Below are 21,705 nucleotides of genomic sequence, written 5' to 3'. Positions count from 1 at the left end.
CGTGCGGAGTCGCGTGCACCGGCGCTCTCCGGCAAGGCCGGCTGGAGATGCAGGCTGGGCGCGGCTCAGCAGGCGTCTTTCTGGCCGATTATTCAGGGAAGCAGTCTCGGCGATGATCTGCCGGAAATGGTAAGCCGGGGATGGCGTCTCCGGGTATGTGCGCGCCTCAGGCCTGCCTATGCCATGTGACCTGAAGCCGGGTCGATTTCACACGAGCTCGCGTGAAGTGTTTCTTGTGTCCATGTAATGCTGTCCTGCGCAAACAAGCCGATCAACTCGGCATAGGTATCTTCGAAGCGGTTGCGCCTTGCGGCGTCCAGATCGTTGGTGAACAACATGAATTTCCGGAATCTGGCTGGATCAAATGCCTCGCCCGCTGATTCGAGTTCATTGATCAGCATTTCCGCCTGACTCCGGCTGGTTGCAACGCAGGTTTCTCCTGCATAGTCTCGCAGTCTTTGGGCCGCCACTTTACGTGCAGTGGGGGGGAGTACCGTTGCCGCGAGGAAGCCTGGATTTCGCAGAGGGTTGAAAATCGACCGGATGCCATGAGTGTCGCAAAAGCGCAGAAGATCAGCAAAGTTCAGTGCGTTATAGGCATGAAATGTTGGAATGGCCGACAGGAGTACGTTCATCTTCTTGTACTGGTCGAGATTACTGACGAAGTCATGCCATTTGCCGGGATAGCGTATGTATTCGAATTGATCACCAATCCCGTCAAAACTCAGGGAGACCGACGTCAATCCAAAACCCTCCATGGCTTCGATCAGAGGCTTGTTGAGGATTGTTCCATTGGTCGTGATGGCGATCGTGGTGTTTCTCGGGGCCCCTTTGTTCTTCAGATGCTGGATGACCGGCAGGAATTTCTTTACGGCCAGCGGTTCGCCGCCAATCACGTGCAGGCATCTGATTTTTTCCGGTTGTGCCAGCAATTCATCAAACAGGAACTTGTCGTCTTCGTACCAGGCACGTTGTGTTCCAAAACGAACCGGATCACGAGGGTGATCTTCCGGCAATTGAATCAGCGTGTATCCGTTTGGGCCGATCAGTTCCGTATTGAAATTACCGCTTTCCTCCCATTTGCGATTGACAGGATCCGAGGCGATCTTCGAGCTCGAAATGCTGGAGCACGTTCTGCATTTCAGGTTGCAGGCTGTTCCCATGTCGAGTTGATATTCCGATGGAGGCTCGCTGCATTGGAACATGCTGGCTTCTGATTGCTGTTTCAATTGTCGAAAGACCACGCCGGGATCCGGAATGGTGTTATTCGTTTCGATCCGCCTGCTGATCCCCCCATGATCTTCCACGACCCAGCATTTCCGGCATTCCGGAACGCGGATTCCCGAGAGCATGGCGCTGCGGACGAGCCTCATGCTTGGCGAGTTCCATATTTCCATGACCGAGTGTTCGTAGAGCGTCAGCGCGTTGCCGTGTGCGTCTTTCAGTTCTGGGCCCTGACAGCAAATCCGGACACTTCCGTTTTCTTTCAGATTCAGATGTCTCCAGGGAAGAATGCAGAAATGTGGTGCAAATCTATCCGTTGCATTCCTGTCAGGGGGGCTGCTGTCCAGGAGCGATCTGATGGAATCAAAGGACTCGTGACCTGTATTTTCGCTGGCAGACGCGCTCAGCAGGTTCCTGACCGAATCCAGCGTGCTCAGCGCCCGGTCATTTTCTTCGGTCAGTGTGGCGATCCGGGCCTGCAGGTTGCTGGCTTCATCAAGCGCCTGGCGCTGCTTGGGTGAAAGCGTCTTCAGGTCCTGCACTAGCCGGATCCAGGTGACGGGAGTGATTTCTGGCGCGTCACCCAATAGCTCGCGAACAAGGTTGTAGTCCTCGGAGGCGACAGGCGGAGATCGCAATATCGGGCTCATTGCAGCAAGCGCAGCATCGAAGCGCTGCTGTCGGGCATGGATGCGGGCGAGGATGCGTCTGGCCGGGAAGTGCTGGGGCGATTTCTCCAGGCAGATGGCAAGGAGCGAAGTCGCTGTTTCGTCGTCGTTCTGGTCGGCGGCGAGCAGCCCCAGTTCATAGTAAGGATCAGGTAGCTCCGTACCGGCTAGGACCAGTGAAGCGAGAACATCAGCAGCATCCGCGAGACATCCTCTGGCGAGGAGGTCCTTGGCTTGCATGTATTGAGTGTGCTCGGTGTCGCTGGGTGTGCTGTTGTCCTGCATGCTGGAACCCTCCTGCATGATCTATCCATGGCTTTGGTTTTTACCTGCAAGCCAAGAGAAAAAGTGGCTTCGGCATCAAGGATGTGGAGTATTGCTGCAAGCATACGCGTCGCAACACAGCAGGGGCAATTCGCCCTTTTGGTCGAATGGAAAGTCGCGGAGCGACAAGCAATTTGTCGCAGGCCGTCTGAGCCTGCATCCAGGAACTGAATCCCGTCTCCGAACGAGTATTGCTTTGTCGCGGTGGGCTGACGGGGCCTGTTTTTTCAGCCAATCATCGCTTCAAAGGCCAGGGCGCCCTGACTGATCGGACGGCGCGGCAGGCGCAGACGATACAGTTCGCGGCTGATTTCGCCTTCGGCGAGTTCAATGATCTGTATCCGGCCCAGCGCCAGAGCGTCAGCGGCGGCGACTTCGGGCACCAGCCCCAGCCCCAGCCCGGCAGCAGCCATCTGCACGATGATCTCGTTGCTGCCGGCCTCCAGCGTGCGGACGGGTTTGATCTCCAGCCGCTCCATTTCGCGTTCGACGACCGAGCGGCTGCCCGAACCGGGCTCGCGCAGCAGCCAAAGCTGCGAAGACAGATCGGCCGCGCGCTGCTTGCGGCCGGCGGGGAAGGTCTTGGCTGCAGCCACGATGAGCATGCGCTCACGACGCCAGGGACGGATTTCCAGGCGTTCGTCATCAATGCTGCCTTCAACCAGTGCCACATCCACGTCGCAATCAAGCAGCCATTGCGCCACCTGCTTCGTGTTGCCCGAGAGCAGGCGCACCGTCACGCCCGGATGCTGGCCGGAAAACTCTGCGATGTACTTCGGCAACCAGTATGCGGCAATCGTTGTCGAGGCGCCGATGGTCAGGTTGCCGCGCTCCAGTTCGGAGTAGGCCTGCACTGCCTCGACTGCCGCGCGTTCCATCGCGAAGATCCCGCGCGCGTACTTGTAGAGCATCTGCCCGGCTTCCGAGGGGCGGAATGAACGCCCGCCGCGCTCCAGCAGCACCACCTGCAACTGGTCTTCCAGTTCGCGCACCGCCTTGGAGACTGCCGGCTGGCTCACGCCCTGCACCTCGGCGGCACGCGAGAAGCTTTTCTGTTCGACGACGGCGGCGAAGATGCGCAGGAGGTGGAGGTTCATGGTTGGTAGGGGGCGTCGTGCGCACCTTGTATGGTTATGTGATCAAAGATTAAGGATTCGGCCGACTGCTGCCAGTCCGGCTTCGGTCAGGTATGGCTGCAAGTCTGAAAACGGGATGGTGTAGCGGGCATAGCAGGGACGCATGCCGCGGTCCGGCTCGGCCAGATCCGGGATGAAGGCGAGGCCACGCTCGTTGATCCCGATCGTGTAACCACCATCCACCATGTCGTGAAAGTCCCCGTCCTTGCAGGACCTGTCTTCGTAAGATCCCTTTGCTCTTCTGACAAGTCTGCCAAGCTTTTCTGGAAGGCAGCGATTTTTCAAAAACTCGCAGATCTGGCCGGGGTGTCTGTCTTGCTTCTTGACCAGACGAAGCCAGTTCCAGAGGTTGATTTCTTGCCCAGTGTGCAAATCGATTGTTTTGGTGACAAAACCAAAAGAAGGATGAGGGCCACCACAATAGTCTGCGCCGTGTGATGACCAGGATAGCCAATCTGCATTCCAGAAGCGCAGACGAACCTTGCTCTGAGAGTAAGAACGATCTGAGCCGTCATCACGACAAGCGAAGCTTAAAACAATGTTATTCATGAATTCCTTGCGTAGAGCCTCGTTGCCCGTGTTCACGGTGCTATCGCCACCGAGCAACTCGACCGAGGCAACTTCGCCGTTTAGTGCAGTGATTGCTTTGTAGGGCTTCCCCATGAAAGTGGCTAATCCCCCCGATTTAATGACCGCGGCATTCAGGCGTGGCGCGTTGAAGGCGTCGTACAGTCTGGTGCTGCTGCCGGGAAATCTGCAGTCCTCTTGAGTCTCTTTGCCCTTGATGGTGGTTTGCACACGGGTCAGGTGGATGGCTTCTGTCTTGCCCTGGATCTTGCGGGCGCCGGAAATCCTGCCATTTGCGATCTTTTCGAATTCCCACGAAATTCCTGCCCCGTCCGGGGTTTGCGCGCTGCTGTTCTCCACCCAGATCCGGTCAGTTTCATCTGAGGCAGAGAAAGAAACACCGACGGGTTTGTTCAGGGGGTAATAAATACCCCCTGAGCTATCCCAGCAAGCAACGATGCGCTGTTTGCCAAGCGAGCTGTGCCAGACGCCGATCAAGTCTGACTGTGTGCTGGTGGCCTTTGCAGCAAGCACATGAAAAACCAAAAGGATTCCGAGAGCAAAAAAATGGAGTGAGCGCTGGCTGATCATGCTGAATGTTGTCTAAGTGCTATGGATACACGCGTTGGCTTGGCAAGGAGTGCCAAGCGCGCGCGGCCAGAGGTCGCTCCTGCGACACGTGATGCGCTCAATCCTTAAAAGTTTCGTGCTCCGTAAATCATCCGTCGCGCCACAAAACCGCGCAAGGGCGGCAGGGCGTCCAGGGCCAGCAGGCCTGCGCCGCGTGCAGCAGCGAGCAGGGGCTGGTCGTTGGAGAAGCTGCGGACGAGCAGGTCGGTGAAGCGGGCTGCTCCCTGGCGGTCGGGCTGGCGGCGCCGGGCGTAGCGGGCGAGCAGATCCGGCGCGCCAGGGTCGGCGGCGCCGGTCAGGGTGTCGGCGAGTTCCCAGGCGTCGCGCAGCGCCAGATTGAAACCCTGGCCGGCTACGGGGTGGAGGGTCTGGGCAGCGTTGCCCAGCCATACGCAACGCGGTCCGGTGGTCTGACTGCGCATGCGCAGGCCGAGCGGGTGGCGCGCACGCTCGCTGATGTTCGTGAGCTGGATATGCGGGCCGATGGCGGCCTGGATCTGTGCCAGCCATTCGGTGTCCGGCGCGCTCATCAGGGCGTCAGCGCGGGCGGCGGACACGGTCCACACGACGGCGTAGTCGCTGCCGTGGGGCAGCAGGGCCAGAGGCCCTTGGGGAGTGAAGCGTTCGTGTGCGAGGTTTTCGTGGGGTGTGGCGGGGGTGGCGCGGCAGAGCAGGGCGTGCTGGTCGTAGTCGCGGCTGAGCGCGACTTCGGCATCCGGAATGTGGCCTTCGCAGTGGGCGATCAGGCTGGTCCGCACTTCGTGCAGGCTGGCGTCGGCATGGGTGATTTGCAGACTGGCCTGAGTGGAGTCTGCGTGCTGCAGCTTGGCGCGTGTGTCATAAGCTACGCGGAGGCCCCAGGCGCGGGCGCTTGCCTGCAAGGCTGCGGTCAGATGGCGGGCTGGAACGACGTAGCCGAGCGCGGCCACGCGCTGCTCGGTGACGTCCAGATGGGTCTGGCCGAAGTGACCCTGCTGCGAGACGAGGATACGCCGGATTGGCGTGGCCTGTGCAGCCGGCCAGGCGCCGAGCAGTTCGAGCAGGTCGCGACTGCCTTGCGAGAGCGCGAGGATGCGGCTGTCGGTCTGGCTGGCTGCGGCGGACCGGGCGTCGAAAATTTGCGGTGTGTGGCCGCGACGGGCGAGTGCCAGCGCCGTGGCCAGCCCGAGCGGACCGGCGCCGATGATGGCGATGTCGTCGGCCGGATGGTTCATGGCATTCAGCCTTGGGCCTCGGCCATGCAGGCCTCGATGTCCTTGATGCACTTCGGCGCTGCGCTGGTCAGTACGTCTGGACGGTTGGCGGTGATCAGCACGTCGTCTTCAATGCGCACGCCGATATTCCAGAAGGCTTCAGGTACGTCATCGGCCGGGCGGATGTAGCAGCCGGGCTCGATGGTCAGCACCATGCCGGGCTCCAGATCGCGCCAGCGCCCCATGTGCTTGTATTCACCGGCATCGTGTACGTCCAGCCCCAGCCAATGGCTGGTGCGGTGCATGTAGAAGCGGCGGAAGGCTCCGGTTTCGATGACTTCGTCGAGGCTGCCGCTGAGCAGCTTCAGATCCAGCATGCCCTGCGCCAGGATCTGTACGGCCGCGTCGTGCGGGGAGTTGAAATTGCTGCCGATGTGGCAAGCCGCGATGGCTGCTTTCTGCGCGGCGAGCACCAGTGCGTACACCTCGCGGGCGGCGCCTTCGAAGCGGCCATTGACCGGAAATGTGCGGGTGATGTCGGCGGCGTAGCTGTCGAGTTCGCAGCCAGCGTCGATCAATAGCAGTTCGCCATCGCGCAGGAGCTGGTTGTTGTCGTTGTAGTGCAGCACACAGGCATTCGTGCCACCTGCGACGATGCTGGTGTAGGCTGGAAACTGGCTGCCGCTGCGGCGGAATTCGTGCAGCAGTTCGGCCTCGATCTCGTATTCCATGCGCCCCGGCCGGGTGGCCTGCATGGCGCGGCGGTGGGCGGCGGCGGTGATTTCCGCGGCGCGACGCATCAGGGCGATCTCGCTGGCGTCCTTGAAGATGCGCATCTCATCGAGCGGCACACGCACGTCGCGAATGTCGGCGGGCGCGGCAATGCCGCTGCGCACGCTGGCACGTACGGAATTCAGTGCCTCCATGATGCGAGCATCCCAGCCGGAGTCGTGGCCCAGCGAGTACCACAACGCGGGCTGGTCGCCGAGCAGTTTGGGCAGGCGTTCTGCGAGCTCTTCGTTGGGCCAGGCTTCGTCGGCGCCGATGCGTTCGCCGGCTGCGGCAGGACCGTAACGGAAGCCGTCCCAGACCTCGCGTTCTTCGTGCTTGGCGCGGCAAAACAGGATGCTTTTCGTTTCCGCTTCGCCGGCAATCAGCACCAGCACCGCTTCCGGCTCGGTGAAGCCGGTGAGGTAATGGAAGTAGCTGTCATGGCGATAGGGGTAGTCACTGTCGCGGTTGCGGACGCGTTCAGGCGCGGTAGGGATGACGGCGACGCCACCCCCTGCTGAACGAAGCTGTTCAGCGAGACGGGCACGGCGGGCGGCGAAAGGTTTCGGGTCGAATGTCATCGGAATATTGTGTGTCAGGTTTTTTTCGCAGGAGTGACAGACGCGGCTCTTGCTGGCTGGCGTTCAGGCCTTGGTCTTCAATTCGACATCCAGTGCGCTCAGACGTTCAGGCGTGCCAACGTCTTCCCAGCGCCCCTGATAGTGCTGACCGGTCAGACGTCCGGCATCGATGGCACCAAACAGCAGGGGCGCCAGTCTGGCCTTGCTGCCGGGCTCGATGTTGCGGAACATTTCGGGACGGTAAGCACCAATGCCGGAGAAGGTCAGCAGCGAGCCGCCGTCGCGCGAGATGCGGCCGCTGGCGTCCAGCACGAAATCGCCCTGCGGGTGGTGTGGCGGGTTGTCGACCAGCGCCAGATGGGCGAGGTTGCCCTGGGTCATGCGGGTGACCGCGCGGGCACAGAAGATGCCGTAATCCAGTTCGCAATACACGTCACCATTGACCACCAGGAAAGGTGCGTCGCCGAGCAGCGGGAGGGCGTTGGCGATGCCGCCGGCGGTTTCCAGGGCTTTGTCCTCTGCCGAGTAATCGATCTGTACGCCCCACTCGGCGCCCCGGCCGAGAGTCTCTTCGATCTTGTGGCCCAGATGCGCATGGTTGATCACGATTTCGTGGATGCCGGCGCGTGCCAGGCGTTCGATGTGCCACACGATCAGGGGTTTTCCGCCCACGCTGAGCAATGGTTTGGGGCACAGATCGGTCAGCGGGCGCATGCGTTCGCCGCGGCCGGCGGCGAGAATCATGGCTTTCATCGTTCAGGACTCCTCGTTGTTGCTGGCGCCGCTCAGGCCGGAAGCGGCACGTTCGTAAGCGTCGACGATGCGCGCGACCAGCGGGTGGCGCACCACGTCTTCCTTGGCGAAGCGGGTGTAGGCGATGCCGCGCACATCACCCAGGGTGCGTACGGCGTCGAGCAAGCCGCTCTTGTGGCCGCGCGGCAGGTCGATCTGGGTCAGATCGCCGGTAACCACGGCGCGTGAGCCGATGCCGATGCGGGTGAGGAACATCTTCATCTGTTCCGGTGTGGTGTTCTGTGCTTCGTCGAGAATGATGAAAGCATTCGACAGGGTGCGGCCGCGCATGAAGGCCAGCGGGGCGATTTCGATGCACTGGCGCTCGAACATCTTGGCCACGCGGTCGAAGCCCATCAGATCGTAGAGCGCGTCGTAGAGCGGGCGCAGGTAGGGGTCGACCTTCTGCGCCAGATCACCGGGCAGGAACCCCAGACGCTCACCGGCCTCCACCGCCGGGCGCGTCAGGATGATGCGCTGCACCTGCTCGCGCTCGAACGCATCCACCGCGCAGGCCACCGCCAGATAGGTCTTGCCGGTGCCGGCAGGGCCGAGGCCGAAGGTGATGTCGTGCGACTGGATGGCGCGCAGGTATTCGTTCTGGCGCGGCGTGCGGCCGTGCAGGTCGGCGCGGCGGGTGAGCAGCGTGGGTGCGGCCGGGCTGGTCTCGTCGCGCTTGGCGAGTTCGATCAGGCCAAGCTGGATGTCTTCCACCGTGAGGTGCTGCTCGGCGCGCTTGTAGAACGCCTGCAGGGCGTTGCGGGCAATGTTGATCTGGGCCGCATCGCCGCGCACGGTCAGGTGCTCGCCGCGGCGGGAGATGGCCACGTCGTAGGCGGCTTCGATCTGGCGCAGGTTTTCGTCCAGGGTGCCGCACAGATTGGCAAGGCGGGTATTGTCGACCGGCTCCAGCGACAATTGCAGGGAGCGCGGTTTTGCAGGCGATATCTTGTCGGAAGTGGCCACGATAGCGGAATGGGCGTGAGTGCCGGAACGGCGAATCTAGAGCATGTTATCCAGAAACGCGCGACTGCGGGGATGCGCCGGACTGGCGAAAAACTCGGCTGCCGGGCGTTCTTCCACAATCTCGCCGTGGTCCATGAAGATCACGCGCTGGGCGACTTCACGGGCGAAGCCCATTTCGTGGGTGACGACCAGCATGGTCATGTGTTCCTCGGCCAGCTGGCGCATGCTGCGCAGCACTTCACCGGTGAGCTCCGGGTCGAGTGCCGAGGTCGGCTCGTCGAAGAGCATGATGTCCGGCTCCATCGCCAGCGCACGAGCAATCGCCACGCGCTGCTTCTGTCCGCCGGAGAGGCGCGCCGGGTAGCTGTCGCGTTTGGCAAGCAGGCCTACCTTGCGCAGCAGCTCTTCAGCTACCGGCACGATTTCCTCGCGCTTCACGCCCTTCACGGTGATTGGCGCCTCAATGATGTTCTGCAGCACGGTGAGGTGCGGGAACAGGTTGAAGTGCTGGAACACCATGCCCATCTTGCGGCAGATGCGGCGTACGTCAGCATCCGGGGCGTACTGGCAATGACCCGCAGTGTCGGTGCTGGCGAGGACTTCTCCCTCGATCTCGATGCGCCCGCTGTTGATGGTTTCCAGATGGTTCAGGCAGCGCAGGAAGGTGCTCTTGCCGGAGCCGGACGGGCCGATCACGGCGATGACTTCGCCCTTGCCCATTTCCAGAGACACGCCCTTGAGCACTTCGTTGTGACCGAAGCGCTTGTGCAGGCCTTCGGCCTTGATCATCGGCTTATTCATCATGGGCGGATTATTGATCATGAACGTCGTAGCGCTTTTCGAGGTACTGGAAGCCCCAGGTGAGAACCAGGGTCATGGCTAGATAGAAGGCGGCGGCCACGATGAAGGGGGTAGTGGTGAAATCGCGCTGGACGATGCCGCGCGCGGCGCGCAGCAGATCGTTCATGGCCAGCACGTAGATCAGCGAGGTGTCCTTGACCAGCGTGATGGTTTCGTTGGACACCGGTGGCAGGATGCGCCGGACCATTTGTGGCAGCACGATGCGGCGCATGGTCTGGGCGTAGGTCAGCCCCAGCACCTTGGCGCCTTCGTACTGGCCGCGGTCGATGGACTGGATGCCGGCGCGGAAGATCTCGGCGAAGTAAGCTGCGTAGTTCAGCACGAAGGCCACCACGGCCGCCGGGAAGTCCGGCAGGCGGATGCCGACCACCGGCACAAAGGGCAGGGCGAAGTAGATGAACAGCATCTGCAGCATCAGCGGCGTGCCGCGCATGAGCCAGATGTAGGCATTGACCAGCCCGCTGAGCAAGGGCCAGTGCGAGATGCGGGCGAGCGCCAGGGCCAGGCCCAGCGGTACGGCGAGCACGATGGTCACCAGAAACATCTTGAGCGTGACACCGGTACCGGTAATAAGCGGGCCGAGGATGGAGAAGATGTAATCCATTGTTCCGTTTGGTTCAGTCTGCAAAACACAGCCGACCGCTAAGGGTCGGCTGGCAAGTCGTTCGCGCTGGGTGCAGATGCTGCATTCAGCGCGAATGGAGGGTGGGCAAGGCCCTGATTATTTGACGATATTGGCGCCAAACCACTGGGTGGCGATCTTCGCGGCGCTGCCGTCCTGCTTCATGTCGGCGAGCGCCTTGTTCAGTTTTGCGAGCAGATCGGCATCGTCCTTGCGCACGCCGACGCCATATTCTTCGGTGCCGAAGTGTTCTTCGAGCACGACATACTCGCCGGGCTTCTTGGTGGTGTAGTAGCGGCCCGTGACTTCGTCGACCACCAGTGCATCCAGACGGCCTGCGGTCAGATCCATCAGGGCGGTCACGTTGTCGCCGAATTTCTTCAGTTCCTTGAGTGACTTGGCGGTGGCTTCGTCCTTGCCGACGGCTTCCACGGCGCTGCTGCCATCCTGCACGCCGACAACCTTGCCCTTCAGATCGGCCTTGGTCTTGATCGGCGACTTGGCGGTGACGACGATGATCTGACGGTTTTCCAGATAGGGCGTGGTGAAGGCGATGTTGGCCTTGCGCTCTTCGGTGATGGTCAGACCGTTCCACAGCGCATCGATGCGGTGGCCGGAGAGTTCGGCTTCCTTGGCATTCCAGTCGATGGGCTTGAATTCCACTTCGGCGCCGATGCGTTTGGCCGCTTCGCGGGCCAGATCGATGTCGAAACCGACCAGTTCGTTCTTCTCGTCACGGAAGCCCATGGGCGGGAAGTTGTCGTCCAGGCCGATGATGATCTTGCTGGCGGCAACAGGCGCGGAGGCGGCGGCTTCGGGCGCAGCTTCGTCCTTCTTGCCACAGGCGGTGAGCAGGAGGCCGGCAGCGAGCGAGGCGGCCAGCACGGCAGTCAGTTTTTTCATGGTCATGAGAGTCCCCGGAATTGAAAACAGCGCTACAGGATTCGGTACGCCCCCGCATGGCGGAGCCGGCAAGGCGCCGATTGTCACCCTCCGCGCTGCGCGGAGCAAGCCGCAAAATCATGCTGCCGGCCCGGAGCCGTCGCGCTGCTGCCTCAGGGGGTCTGGCGCAGCAGCGGGGCGCGCAGGGCTTCGTCCAGGGTGGCGAGACTCTCCTGCAGGTGGGCGCGGGTCTCGGTTTCCAGCCCCCCCTTCTGGAGAGCCGCGCGCAGCGAGGCTTGCAGGGCAGATGCCTCGAAGCGGGCCAGTGCGCGCGCGTCTGCAGGGGTGGCCGGGTTGGCACGCAGGATCTGCCCGGTCATCCGCGTCAGGTAAGCGCGCTGCAGGTTGCGACGCATCAGCGGGATGTCCGCGCCACTCCTGAGTTCGGCCCACACATCCTGACGCAGCGTGCTGGTCAGTTCGGCGAGGCGGAAGCGCTCGGCGGCAGGGGTGGTCAGCTCGGCTTCCAGCAGGCGGGCGCTGATGCGGTCGGAGAACAGCAGATCCAGCACGCTGCTCTGGCTTTGCAGGACCAGCCCGAGCATTGGCAGCTGGGGCTCGAGGCTGCTGCCATCCAGCGCGTTGGGGGCGAGGCGGCGCAGCAAGGCCGGGTCCAGACGGAAGCTGGAAGGCTGGAAGAAGCCCTGCGACAGGGCTGCCAGCGTGGCGCGCTGGGTGCTTGCCGGCAGCGGGCTGAACACCGCGCGGCTGGCTGGCGAGGTGTGACGGGTGACGCGAACACCGCCGATATTGCGCGCGGCGTTGCCCGCAGCGCCCGCCAGCATGCTCAGACTGCGGACCACGGTGGCGCGGGCATCGGCTGCTTCGTCGCTGCGCCCGCTCGGCGGGCGCTGTGCCAGAGCGGCCCACAGTTCATGACTCAGCTGCAGGCGTTGCTGGAAATAGGCGACCGGGTCGTTGCCAAGGTCGAAGCGGCCGGTGGCCGGGTCGATGCCGGCGGTGAGCAGGTTGCCGTCCTGACTGCCGGCGTCGCCATCATTGCCGTAGGCGAGGAAGGGGTCGTTTGTGGCGCGAGAGGCGATCTCGCCCAGTGCCGCACGTTCGGTATCGGCGGGCAGTGGCTTGTAGCCATACTCGATGGCCCAGTAGTCGTAGGGGCCAATCAGCTTCTGCATGTAGTCGGTGGTGGTCTGCCCCTTGGCCGGCACGTTGTAGGGGACGTAATCCATCACCGAGGCGGCGATGCCGTTCTTGGCCACGAAGGCCGGGTCGCGCAGCTGGGCCAGGCTGTAGGCCGAGGAGGCGCGGAAGTTGTGAGTCAGGCCCAGGGTGTGGCCGATCTCGTGGGTGACCACGGCGGCCAGTGCATCCTGCACGAAGGCTTCCGCTTCGGGGCCGTCCGGGGCGATTTCGCCACGTGCCACGCGCAGATCCAGCGCCTGCTGCATTTCAGCAAAAGCGCTGGCGGCAAACTGGCAGTCGTCTGCTTCGGTGCCGTGAGCCTGGCTGCGCGGCAGGATGTCGTGCACGGCCTGATGACGCGGACCGCGGGTCCAGAAATCGCTGATCACGACATCGGCATCCAGAATCTCGCCGCTGCGCGGGTCAACCAGTGACGGGCCGATGGCCACGCCGTTGTCGGTGCCCAGATACCATTTGACGGTGGCGTAGCTGCGTTCGCTACCTTGCCAGGGGGCGTCGTCCGGCTGCTGTTTCACGACGATGGCGTTCTTGAAACCGATGCGTTCGAAGGCCGGGTTCCAGGCCAGGATGCCGCGCTGGACGGATTCGCGGTAGCGTTCGGGCACGTTGCGATCCAGCCAGTAGGTGATCGGCTGTTTTGGCTCCGACAAGGCGGCTTCCGGGTCTTGCTTTTCCAGGCGCCAGCGGTGGATCAGGTGCTCGCGGTTCGAGGCATCAAAGTCGTTGTCGAAGTTGCGCCGCGGGGTGTTGAAGTAGCCCACGCGCGGGTCGGCATTGCGCGCGGCCATCGGCTCCGGCAGGGGCGAGAAGCTCAGGGTGAAGCCGAAGAACATGCTGCGCGGGTCGGGCAGCGTGCTCGGCACACCGGGCTGCACGGGCTGGCCCGGCGTCGGAATGGCCAGTGCTCCGGCCGCGTAGTGGGCACGGATCTCTACACTGGTTTCAGCCGGTTCGCTGCGCGCTTGCTGGATCAGCGTGTTGCTGCGATCAAACTGGTAAGGCTGGCGATAGGCCCCCTGCAGCAGGGTGGCGGTGCCGGAAAAGTCGGTAAGGACGAGTGTGTTCAGGTCCACCAGAATCGCGCGGCTTGCAGGGTGTGGCTGGCTGAGGATGGCGGCGCTGCCGCGCAGGCTGTCCGAGAATGCGCTGGCCAGTGCGTGTTGCAGCGGCGCATTGTGCGGAGCCACGTAAGCGGTGTTGCGTTCAATCCAGTGGACGCGATCCGAGTAGCGCACGAAGCTGCCCACGCCGGATTCCAGCATCAGCCCGCCCCACAGGCCGCGTTCGCCGATGCCGTGAGTGCGCTGGGTGGTGAAGAAGAAGGGGCGCCCGAAGTCGCTTTCCTTCAGTTCCAGGAGGTAGCGCTCATCCTTCTTGTACACCGTCAGGTAGCCAGGCAGGCGGGTGAAGTCCTTGATGACTTCGGCGTAGGGCTTGAGGTTCGGATTGGCGGGGGCCGGTGTTGCCGGAGCGGATGCACTGGCGGCCGGTGCCGGCATCGCCACCATCTGGGCGCTGCTCGTAGAGCCGCTTGCCGCGGGCTTCTTCAGGGAGGGCTGTTGCGGAGCGGCTGCGCAAGCGGCCAGCAGGGCACATAGCCCGAAGATGGCCACCGGGCGCAGGTCTACAGGCATCCTATTCAGCAATCTCCACCTCGCCTCGTAGCGAATGCGGCAGCGCCGCGGTGATCTTCACGTTGATGAAGTGACCGATCTGGCGCGGGTTGCCCTTGAAGTTCACCACGCGATTGTTGTCGGTGCGCGCGGCCAGCTCGCCCGGATCCTTCTTCGAGCGGCCTTCGACCAGCACGCGCTGGGTGCTACCGACCATGCTGGCGCTGACTTCCGAGGCCAGTTCGTCGATGCGTTTCTGCAGGCGGGCGAGGCGTTCCAGCTTGAGCTTCTCCTGCGTGTCGTCATGCATTTCCGCCGCCGGGGTGCCGGGGCGGCGGCTGAATACGAAGCTGAAGGATGCGTCGAAACCGATCTCGTCGATGAGCTTCATGGTGGCCTCGAAATCGGCCTCGGTCTCGCCGGGGAAGCCGACGATGAAGTCGGTCGACAGCGACAGATCCGGCCGCGCCGCGCGCAGCTTGCGCACCACCGACTTGTATTCGAGGATCGTGTAGCCCCGTTTCATGGCCGCCAGCACGCGATCCGAACCGGACTGCACCGGCAGATGCAGGTGCGAGACCAGCTTGGGCAGCTTCGCGTAGGCATCGAACACGCGCTGAGTCATTTCGCGCGGATGCGAGGTGGTGTAGCGGATGCGCTCCACGCCCGGAATTTCATGTACGCATTCGAGCAGGAAGGCAAAGTCCGCCATCTCGTCCGAACCCGGCTCCACCGGCGCGCGCCAGGCATTCACGTTCTGCCCGAGCAGGGTGATTTCGCGCACGCCCTGCTCCGTCAGGCCGGCGATTTCAGCCAGCACATCGCCCAGCGGGCGGTAAATTTCGTCACCGCGCGTATAGGGCACGATGCAGTAGGTGCAGAACTTCGAGCAGCCTTCCATGATCGACACGAATGCCGAAGCGCCATCAACGCGCGCCGGGGGCAGGGCGTCGAACTTCTCGTTCTCGGGGAAGCTGATGTCCACCTGCGACTTGCCGGACTCGCGCTTGGCGGCGATCAGCTCGGGCAGGCGATGCAGGGTCTGCGGGCCGAAGACCACGTCGACGTACGGTGCGCGAGCGATGATCGCCTCGCCTTCCTGCGAGGCCACGCAGCCGCCCACGCCGATGATCAGTTTCGGGTTGATTTGCTTCAGGTGCTTGACACGGCCGAGATCGTGGAACACCTTCTCCTGCGCCTTCTCGCGCACCGAGCAGGTGTTGAAGAGGATCACGTCGGCTTCTTCGGGATTGTCGGTCTTGACCAGTTCTTCACCGGCGGCGAGCACGTCGGCCATCTTGTCCGAGTCGTACTCGTTCATCTGGCACCCGAAGGTGCGGATGTACAGCTTCTTCATCAAATTGTCGCTTCTTGAAACACCCCGTTTCCTTGCGGGAAACGGGGAATGGGAGGATCAGAACCAGGAGAACAGCCAGTCCCAGAATGACGGATCGCCCGACAGCTTCGGTGCATCCACCTCGTTTTCGGCCACGGTGAGGATCCACACCCGCTGGATCTGCAACTGGTTATCGAACTTCACGCGCACGGTGTAGGTATCGCTCAACGCCGAAGTAAGCGTGATCATGTTCTTCTCGTTGAGGATCTGTCCGCCGGGCGCCAGCGAAAACGCGCGGCCATTCAGGTTCAGCACGCGCTCGCTTTCCACATACATCTTGGCCTTGGGGGCATTGGCCGGGATCGGGCGTACCGGACCGGAATACTGAGCGTAAACCGACGAAACCAGCAGAAAAGCCAGACTCAACACGATGCGCAGCAGTGTTTTCATGGTGTTTTCCAGAAAAACCAAGGGATCAGGGAAGGCCTGCATGGTCGATGATCAACCTTTCAAAGTCAATTCAAAGCCGCCCAAGTGCATGAATTGACGGTGCTTTGGCCTTGTTGGGGGCAAGGAAATTCTGCTTCGAAGAGATTGACCCGCCATCAAAGCCTCACTATAATCGCCGGCTCTTCGGAGGTGATGTAGCTCAGATGGTTAGAGCGATGGATTCATAACCCATAGGTCGGCGGTTCGACTCCGCCCATCACCACCAACTGATTCAAGCACTTAGGCCAATTCTTCGGAGTTGGCCTTTTGCTTTTCTGGGCTCGTGTAAGCACTTTGTAAGCAAATTCGGGGAATTTCGGTAGTTATCCGGAGGCGGCATTGCTGCGCTGGGGGGCGCCTTTAAGGCGTCCGAAAACTCCGGGTGCGCTAATCTAGCGCGCGCTGTGGGGCGGTGTTGAGCGGTCGAGGCTTGCTTTCTGTTTGTTAGCCGGGCTTGCCGTCCAGCGTTTCCGCAATGAATTTTATGGCTTTCAAGTCACCGGCAGCGGCTTTGTCCAGTATCAGTTCTAATCCGCGCTCAAGCTTCGCCCAACCACAACGGCGAGAAGCGCTCCGGCGAAAGAAAACAGGCCGCCCAACCCGATTTTCAGCAATTCGCTCATGATCATATTTCCATGACGCGCTCAAGCCATGCTCGATACGCGGGGGTAGTATCGGCTGGCAGCGTCTTCCGGTGGGTGTCGAGCTCATCCTGCATGCCGAAGACCCGCCAGACCAGCGGGGCCAGTCTGGCTGCAGTGCTGCTGACCTCTTGTGCGTCTTTGAGCAGTTGCAGGCTGCGCTCCTTGTATTCGGGCAGCACGCCTGAGCCGTAGTCCAACGCTTTGCCCAGCCCCGAGAGATACATCAGCTTCGGCACCTCGACGCTGGGCCAGTGCAGGGCCATGTTGAGTGGCCATTCCAGCATGGCGCGCTCGCCCCACATTTCCGAGGTGGGCATGTGCTTGTTGGCGGCCAGGGTAAGCATGAAGGCCTGGCCCAGCTCTGTGAGGTAGGGCGCCAACACTTCCGCTGTCGGGTGCAGGTAGAACTCGTCCAGGGGCTGTTCGCGTTTCAGGCCGATGCGCGCCATCAGGCGCTGCTCCAGTTTCAGCACCAGTGAGCCCAGTTCTGCGTTCGTAGCGTGACCGCTCTCCGTTGCCTGTTGCTTGCGCGTTGCGCAGTCCCACAGGCTCAGGGAAATCTGCCAGCTGGCGGCTTCGCCTTCGCCGCGGCAACCCAGCTCACCGGTCACGAAATACTTCATGGTCGGCGGCACGATGTCGAAGAGCGCATTGCCATCCGTTTCACCGGCGGTGAGGATCGGGCCGCCGCCTTCCACTACGAGGATGTAGGTCGAGGCCGCGTAGTCGCTCCAGTAATGCGCGGCTTCTGCCAGATACAGCGGAATGGCGCGGGTGTAGCGCCCCAGATCGTCTTCGCGCTGTGATTCCGCGCGCTCGGAGCCATCCGGCATTTTCGAGAGGGCGAAGAAGCCTACTTCGGGCGCGCCTTCCGGTTTCTGCGCGAAGAGCCAATCGGCATTGCGCAGGCCGTAGTGCCAGATCGGTTGGGTGATCGCCAGTGTGGTGATCTTCAATTCGGCCGGATCGATGGGCGTGCCTTGCGCGGCTTGCTTGCGCATTTCCTGAAAGGCCTGCGCGAATTGATTGAGATGCTGCTTGATCGGCGCGTGGCCTAGCGCATACATCCGGCCGAGCAGGGCTTCGCCTTCGTCTGCCTTGCCCAGATGCTGGTAAGCGCGCAGCAGGTTCAGCCCTGCCATCGGGTCGTGTTTCTTCTCGTCGAAGGCCGGGCCAACAAGCTCGAGGATCAGCGGCACCTGGCCGTTGTTACCGAGGTCGCCCGAAATCATCATCAGCGTGCTGCTGTCGTACTGGCCGCCGGCCAGCACCTCGGCGTAGAGTGCCCTGGCCTGATCGACTTCACCGTGCTCCAGATGATGCCGCGCCAGCCACAGCTGCGCGCGCCAACTGCCGGGCAGGGTGGCGGCGGTGCGCAGGGCTTGAAGATAGCCGGCCTCTCCGTCACGGTCGCGCTGGATGGTGGCCCACCAGAGCAGGCCGTTGTCCTGATTCGGGTCGGCCTGCACAGCCTGCCAGAGCACTTCGTGAGAACGCGCTTCGTCGCCACTCTCGGCATGCACCTTGGCGAGGTTGGTCAGCAGCGTGCTGGTTTCACCCACCTTGCGCATGCCCGCGCGCAGCGTGGCTTCCGCCGCATCGAGCTGGCCGTTTTTCATCAGCACGATGCCGTGAATCGTGTGGCTGCGCTCCGGGATAGTGTCGATGACCAGCAGGCGATCGGCCGCCGGCACGAGGTCGGCCGCAAAACCATCGTTCAGCGCCGAGACGATTATGGTGTAGAGCTCGTCCGGCTTGTCCCACTTCAGCTCCAGGTTGGGCTGCAGCATTTTCTCGCGCCAGTCGCTGCGTGTGATCTGCAACTCGCGGCCATAGGCGTCATAGACGGTGATGAGTTCTTCTTTCGACGGGCTGGCAGGCTGAGCCGGCGCAGGAGCGGGAGACTCGTTCTTGCCGGTCAGGGCCGAGAGGATGCGTTTGAACATGAGAGGGCTTTCAGAAATTACTCTGTGCTGACGGCCGCAATCAGCGCGTCGAGAACCGGAACCTTGCCGCGAGCCAATTCAAGCGCTTCGAGCGGGAAATGTTTTGCGTAGTAGCGAACGTCCGTGGGGTCGCCCGGCGCATGCTTCTGCAACTCGTTCTTGCAGGCCTCCGTCATGTCCGGGGCATGCTTGCCAAGGATCGCCAGCAGCGTCGCTTCGATGGCGGGCACGGAAACCACTTGCTCGACCTTTGCACCGCGCAGCCACTTGGTTTCAGTTGCAGTCAGTGGGATGTCAGCATCCAGCACCGCAATGCGGTGCTCAAAATCTGCTGTCTGGGCGACCGATTTCAGCTTGTCGATGATGCCTTGGGGGCCATGCCCGTGAGCATTCCTGATGCTGACGGACAAGCGCATGCCGCGTTGGTAATAGAGGCTTTTGAGATGGGCGACGAAGGCCTCCTCGGTCTCGCCCTCCACCACGATCAGCACGGTCCGGTTGGTCTTGCGGTGCGGGCGCTTGGCCATGTGTACGCCTCACAGCATGGGCACGGCGCCATAGGCACCGGCCATGTACTTGGCGTAGAAATTGTCGTCCGCACGTACACCTTCCATGTCCGACAAGCGCCAGGCCTCGCTGCGGCAGCGTTCGTTCTTCTCCACCAGCATGATCTGGCCCTTTTTGAGCAGGTTCAGGATCTCCACCGAATGGCAGGTAAAGATCAGCTGGGCGTTATGCGGGTTGGTCTTCGGGCTGATGAATAGATTCAGGATCGGCTCCAGCATCAGCGGGTGCAGGTCGGATTCCAGTTCGTCGAACACCACGTAGCCGCCGTGCGTCAGGGCAGGGAGCAGGGAGGTCAGCAGGCTGAAGGCCGCTTGCGTGCCGCTCGATTCCATCAGCATGGGCAGCTGCATCTCGACGTTCTCGGCGCGATGGACGCCATAAGGCATCAGAACATCTTCCTCGCGACCGTCTGAAGAAATGATTCTTTGCTGCCTGAGCACTACGTCTGCCAGTCCGAAATCCCATTGCCGCAGCAGTGCGGCCATCTGTTTGCGATGTTCTTCGTTTTCGGCGAAAAACTCGGCCGCAGCACGGATGTCACGCTGGCCTGCGAACGCCTGACGACCAAGTGCGCCGACATTGCACCAGAGTCTGCCGAGGTTTGTGACGATCTCCTGCGCGACAGGGACACTGTACTGCGCAGCGGTGGATATCAGAGCGGCGAGTGGCTTGACCTTTTCGGCCTGCTTTTGCGGCAGACTAAAGCCGCGCTGCACGATTTTTTCCTTGCCGGCGACTTCATCCCATTGGCGCGTGAACAGCGTGCTGAACAGTCGACTAGTTTTGAGTTCCAGTGATTCGAACAACACTCGCTGTTGGGTCAGGCGCAGGGTGTAGCGATACAGTTTGCCGCCGATCTCGAACTCCAGCGAGAACCGGCTGACCTGATCGTTACTCATGATGTGCGGTTGCACTGTGGTCGTGCGGTTGTCGCCAAGGAAAAACGATTGCGAGACGAACCAGCCAATGAAGGCCAGCGGTTTGATCAGGTTCGTTTTGCCCGCACCATTGGCGCCCACCACGGCGAGCAGCTTGCTCAGGCGCCGGTCCGTGGCGGTGGAGGCGAAGCTGCTCTCCGTGCCGTTCGAACGGGCGTCGAGGACGAAAGAAACCTCGGTTTCGTCCGCGAAGGAGAAGAAGTTCGAGAAGCGAAGGGAGTGAAGCATTTTGTTTTCTCGCGCCATTTCAACAATTATTTGTTGATTATGCGCGAGCGCATTGTTTTTTGCACGCTGTACGAATGGCTGGAGCGATGAGCGGAGTGGTTTTTGTTTGTAGGGCGTCAATCGCCGCGCAGCGGCATTGCGCCGGATGTGGGCCGGAAAGCGGCCTCTGGTCAGGATCTGCGGCAGGGTGGGGTGGAGAGGCGCTTGTTATCGACATCTTCAGCATGCATGCCTGAAGAAGCCCGCCGGGCGAGGCTTTGCGAGCATGCCTGCGGCGCAATGCCCTGCGGGCGATTGATGCCCTACATTGTGGCCTTCCTGCCGCGCTTGGCCTTGGGGGCTTCGCTGCGGGCAGTGGCGAGGCGGGCTTCGAGACGGTCGGCGAAAGCGAAGAGGATTTCTACTCGGCGGACGATTTCGTGTTGTTCTTCAATCGGAGGGAGTGCGGTGTGTAGCGCAATCATTTCCGGGAAATAAATGGTCGTGTGAGTGGAGCCCTTCCCAAATTTCGGCAGGGCTTCCGTCTCTGCAACAAAAAGCCATTTCAGCCAATCTGGGTCGATCGCTTCTGTGCAGACCCAATTCACAAAGTCCTAGCTAGTGGCCATTGGTTTGCCCATCTTTACGACATAGCCGACCGAAGCGGTACGACTTAGCGCTCGTTCTTGTAGCGTTTGATGAGGTCGCTGACCTTGTCGGATTTGCCGGTGATCTTGCGCACGGCCGCTTCGGAGTAGGTGTCAGGCTTTGCGAGCTGCATTAAAGAAAGTTCGGCTTGGCGAGAGCGGTGTTGCGCGGCCTGCCCCGTCGGGTTTCGCTGCGGGCAAGGTCACCGGCCGCCTGTAGCTGAACGAGAATCCGGGAAACTGTACCGATGGTGAGTGCGGTGATCTCTGCCATGTCGCGCAGAGCGGGAAGCATGAGGCGTGAGAGCTGGCGTGACGATGATGTGGCGGCCATTAATGCAATGAGCCGGCGTACGCGCGTGGCGGCCTCGCCGCAACGCATTGCGACGGCATCAGCGCCTCTTCGTTCTGCACTGCTGAGTGCCTTGAGCAAAGCCGCAGGCTCAGGTTGCGAGCTTCCCTCCGGCCAGCGTGTCAGCTTGCAAGGCGTGAGTGCTGTTGCGGTGTAGGTGTAGTTGCCCAGCAGCATGGTTTCGGCGCCAAGGATGTCGCCCTTGATGGCGATTCCGGCAAATCCTGATTCGTCGCGGACTTCGGGCCTGTCAAGGCGAATGCTGCCTTCCAGTAACAGCCACGCGTTGCCTCCCTGGCCTGCCTGATAGAGCAGATTGCCGGCCGCCAGCTGGCGTTCGGCTGATCCGGATGTCTCTTGCATGATTCGTTCTCCTGCAGCTGGCGGGCGAACCCGCCAGCCTTTCACATTACTCGGCGTTGTTGCGCTCGTCCTGTGACTCCAGCCACAAGGCGTTCACTACCGCAAGCAGCACGGCGAAGCCTGTGCCCAGTGCCCAGCTGAAATACCACATGATGAATCTCC

At 61.8% G+C, this 21,705-nt stretch carries 19 protein-coding genes and 1 tRNA gene; 1 reads left to right on the top strand and 19 read right to left on the bottom strand.

What is annotated here, in order from left to right; genetic code table 11:
* Positions 1-176 precede the first annotated feature (176 nt).
* The 13 genes from Q9Q94_RS01685 to Q9Q94_RS01625 all read right to left on the bottom strand — a co-directional run bounded on the left by Q9Q94_RS01685 (position 177) and on the right by Q9Q94_RS01625 (position 15,840).
* Positions 177-2,177 carry a twitch domain-containing radical SAM protein gene (locus tag Q9Q94_RS01685; protein ID WP_305978285.1) on the bottom strand — a complete coding sequence of 667 codons (2,001 nt, stop codon included), beginning with the start codon at positions 2,175-2,177 and terminating at the stop codon, positions 177-179.
* 266 nt (positions 2,178-2,443) lie between these two features.
* Positions 2,444-3,313: a LysR family transcriptional regulator gene (locus tag Q9Q94_RS01680; RefSeq protein ID WP_305978284.1), complete on the bottom strand. Its 870-nt coding sequence runs from the start codon at positions 3,311-3,313 to the stop codon at positions 2,444-2,446.
* A gap of 42 nt (positions 3,314-3,355) precedes the next feature.
* A complete protein-coding gene (locus Q9Q94_RS01675) occupies positions 3,356-4,510 on the bottom strand; it encodes a hypothetical protein (RefSeq protein WP_305978283.1) in 1,155 nt (384 codons plus the stop codon).
* Positions 4,511-4,614: 104 nt separating this feature from the next.
* Positions 4,615-5,763 carry an FAD-dependent oxidoreductase gene (locus tag Q9Q94_RS01670; protein WP_305978282.1) on the bottom strand — a complete coding sequence of 383 codons (1,149 nt, stop codon included), beginning with the start codon at positions 5,761-5,763 and terminating at the stop codon, positions 4,615-4,617.
* Positions 5,764-5,768: 5 nt separating this feature from the next.
* Positions 5,769-7,094 (bottom strand): Xaa-Pro aminopeptidase, encoded by a 1,326-nt coding sequence (gene pepP / locus Q9Q94_RS01665; protein ID WP_305978281.1) that lies wholly within the window; start codon positions 7,092-7,094, stop codon positions 5,769-5,771.
* Positions 7,095-7,157: 63 nt separating this feature from the next.
* Positions 7,158-7,838: an N-acetylmuramate alpha-1-phosphate uridylyltransferase MurU gene (gene murU / locus Q9Q94_RS01660; RefSeq protein ID WP_305979465.1), complete on the bottom strand. Its 681-nt coding sequence runs from the start codon at positions 7,836-7,838 to the stop codon at positions 7,158-7,160.
* Between the two features lie 12 nt (positions 7,839-7,850).
* A complete protein-coding gene (locus Q9Q94_RS01655; RefSeq protein ID WP_305978280.1) occupies positions 7,851-8,852 on the bottom strand; it encodes a PhoH family protein in 1,002 nt (333 codons plus the stop codon).
* A gap of 36 nt (positions 8,853-8,888) precedes the next feature.
* Positions 8,889-9,641 carry an amino acid ABC transporter ATP-binding protein gene (locus Q9Q94_RS01650; protein WP_305979464.1) on the bottom strand — a complete coding sequence of 251 codons (753 nt, stop codon included), beginning with the start codon at positions 9,639-9,641 and terminating at the stop codon, positions 8,889-8,891.
* Positions 9,642-9,663: 22 nt separating this feature from the next.
* Positions 9,664-10,317, bottom strand: a complete 654-nt coding sequence (locus Q9Q94_RS01645) for an amino acid ABC transporter permease (RefSeq protein ID WP_305978279.1) — start codon at positions 10,315-10,317, stop codon at positions 9,664-9,666.
* A 117-nt stretch (positions 10,318-10,434) separates the two neighbouring features.
* On the bottom strand, positions 10,435-11,244 hold the full coding sequence (locus Q9Q94_RS01640) for an amino acid ABC transporter substrate-binding protein (RefSeq protein ID WP_305978278.1): 810 nt from the start codon (positions 11,242-11,244) through the stop codon (positions 10,435-10,437).
* Between the two features lie 146 nt (positions 11,245-11,390).
* Complete coding sequence (locus Q9Q94_RS01635; RefSeq protein ID WP_305978277.1) at positions 11,391-14,075, bottom strand: zinc-dependent metalloprotease; 2,685 nt, start codon at positions 14,073-14,075, stop codon at positions 11,391-11,393.
* A 1-nt stretch (position 14,076) separates the two neighbouring features.
* Entirely contained in the window at positions 14,077-15,411 is a 1,335-nt protein-coding gene (miaB, locus tag Q9Q94_RS01630) for a tRNA (N6-isopentenyl adenosine(37)-C2)-methylthiotransferase MiaB (protein ID WP_305978276.1), read from the bottom strand.
* 57 nt (positions 15,412-15,468) lie between these two features.
* Entirely contained in the window at positions 15,469-15,840 is a 372-nt protein-coding gene (locus Q9Q94_RS01625) for a hypothetical protein (protein ID WP_305978275.1), read from the bottom strand.
* Between the two features lie 188 nt (positions 15,841-16,028).
* Between Q9Q94_RS01625 and Q9Q94_RS01620 the strand changes: the two genes are divergently transcribed.
* Positions 16,029-16,105, top strand: a tRNA-Met gene (locus Q9Q94_RS01620).
* 399 nt (positions 16,106-16,504) lie between these two features.
* On the opposite strand, the gene Q9Q94_RS01615 is transcribed toward Q9Q94_RS01620, so the two are convergent.
* From Q9Q94_RS01615 to cydX, 6 genes are all read right to left on the bottom strand, one after another.
* Complete coding sequence (locus tag Q9Q94_RS01615; protein ID WP_305978274.1) at positions 16,505-18,469, bottom strand: lipopolysaccharide assembly protein LapB; 1,965 nt, start codon at positions 18,467-18,469, stop codon at positions 16,505-16,507.
* Positions 18,470-18,486: 17 nt separating this feature from the next.
* Positions 18,487-18,996: an RloB domain-containing protein gene (locus Q9Q94_RS01610; RefSeq protein ID WP_305978273.1), complete on the bottom strand. Its 510-nt coding sequence runs from the start codon at positions 18,994-18,996 to the stop codon at positions 18,487-18,489.
* Between the two features lie 9 nt (positions 18,997-19,005).
* Positions 19,006-20,202 carry an ATP/GTP-binding protein gene (locus Q9Q94_RS01605; protein WP_305978272.1) on the bottom strand — a complete coding sequence of 399 codons (1,197 nt, stop codon included), beginning with the start codon at positions 20,200-20,202 and terminating at the stop codon, positions 19,006-19,008.
* 302 nt (positions 20,203-20,504) lie between these two features.
* A complete protein-coding gene (locus Q9Q94_RS01600) occupies positions 20,505-20,789 on the bottom strand; it encodes a hypothetical protein (RefSeq protein WP_305978271.1) in 285 nt (94 codons plus the stop codon).
* A 172-nt stretch (positions 20,790-20,961) separates the two neighbouring features.
* Entirely contained in the window at positions 20,962-21,543 is a 582-nt protein-coding gene (locus Q9Q94_RS01595; protein WP_305978270.1) for a Crp/Fnr family transcriptional regulator, read from the bottom strand.
* Between the two features lie 46 nt (positions 21,544-21,589).
* Positions 21,590-21,694 carry a cytochrome bd-I oxidase subunit CydX gene (cydX, locus tag Q9Q94_RS01590; RefSeq protein ID WP_305978269.1) on the bottom strand — a complete coding sequence of 35 codons (105 nt, stop codon included), beginning with the start codon at positions 21,692-21,694 and terminating at the stop codon, positions 21,590-21,592.
* Positions 21,695-21,705: the final 11 nt, after the last annotated feature.

The organism is Uliginosibacterium sp. 31-16 (assembly GCF_030730865.1).
GTDB lineage: Bacteria > Pseudomonadota > Gammaproteobacteria > Burkholderiales > Rhodocyclaceae > Uliginosibacterium.
The sequence above is the reverse complement of the archived record's forward strand: the minus strand, read 5'-3'. Positions and strand labels throughout refer to the sequence as shown.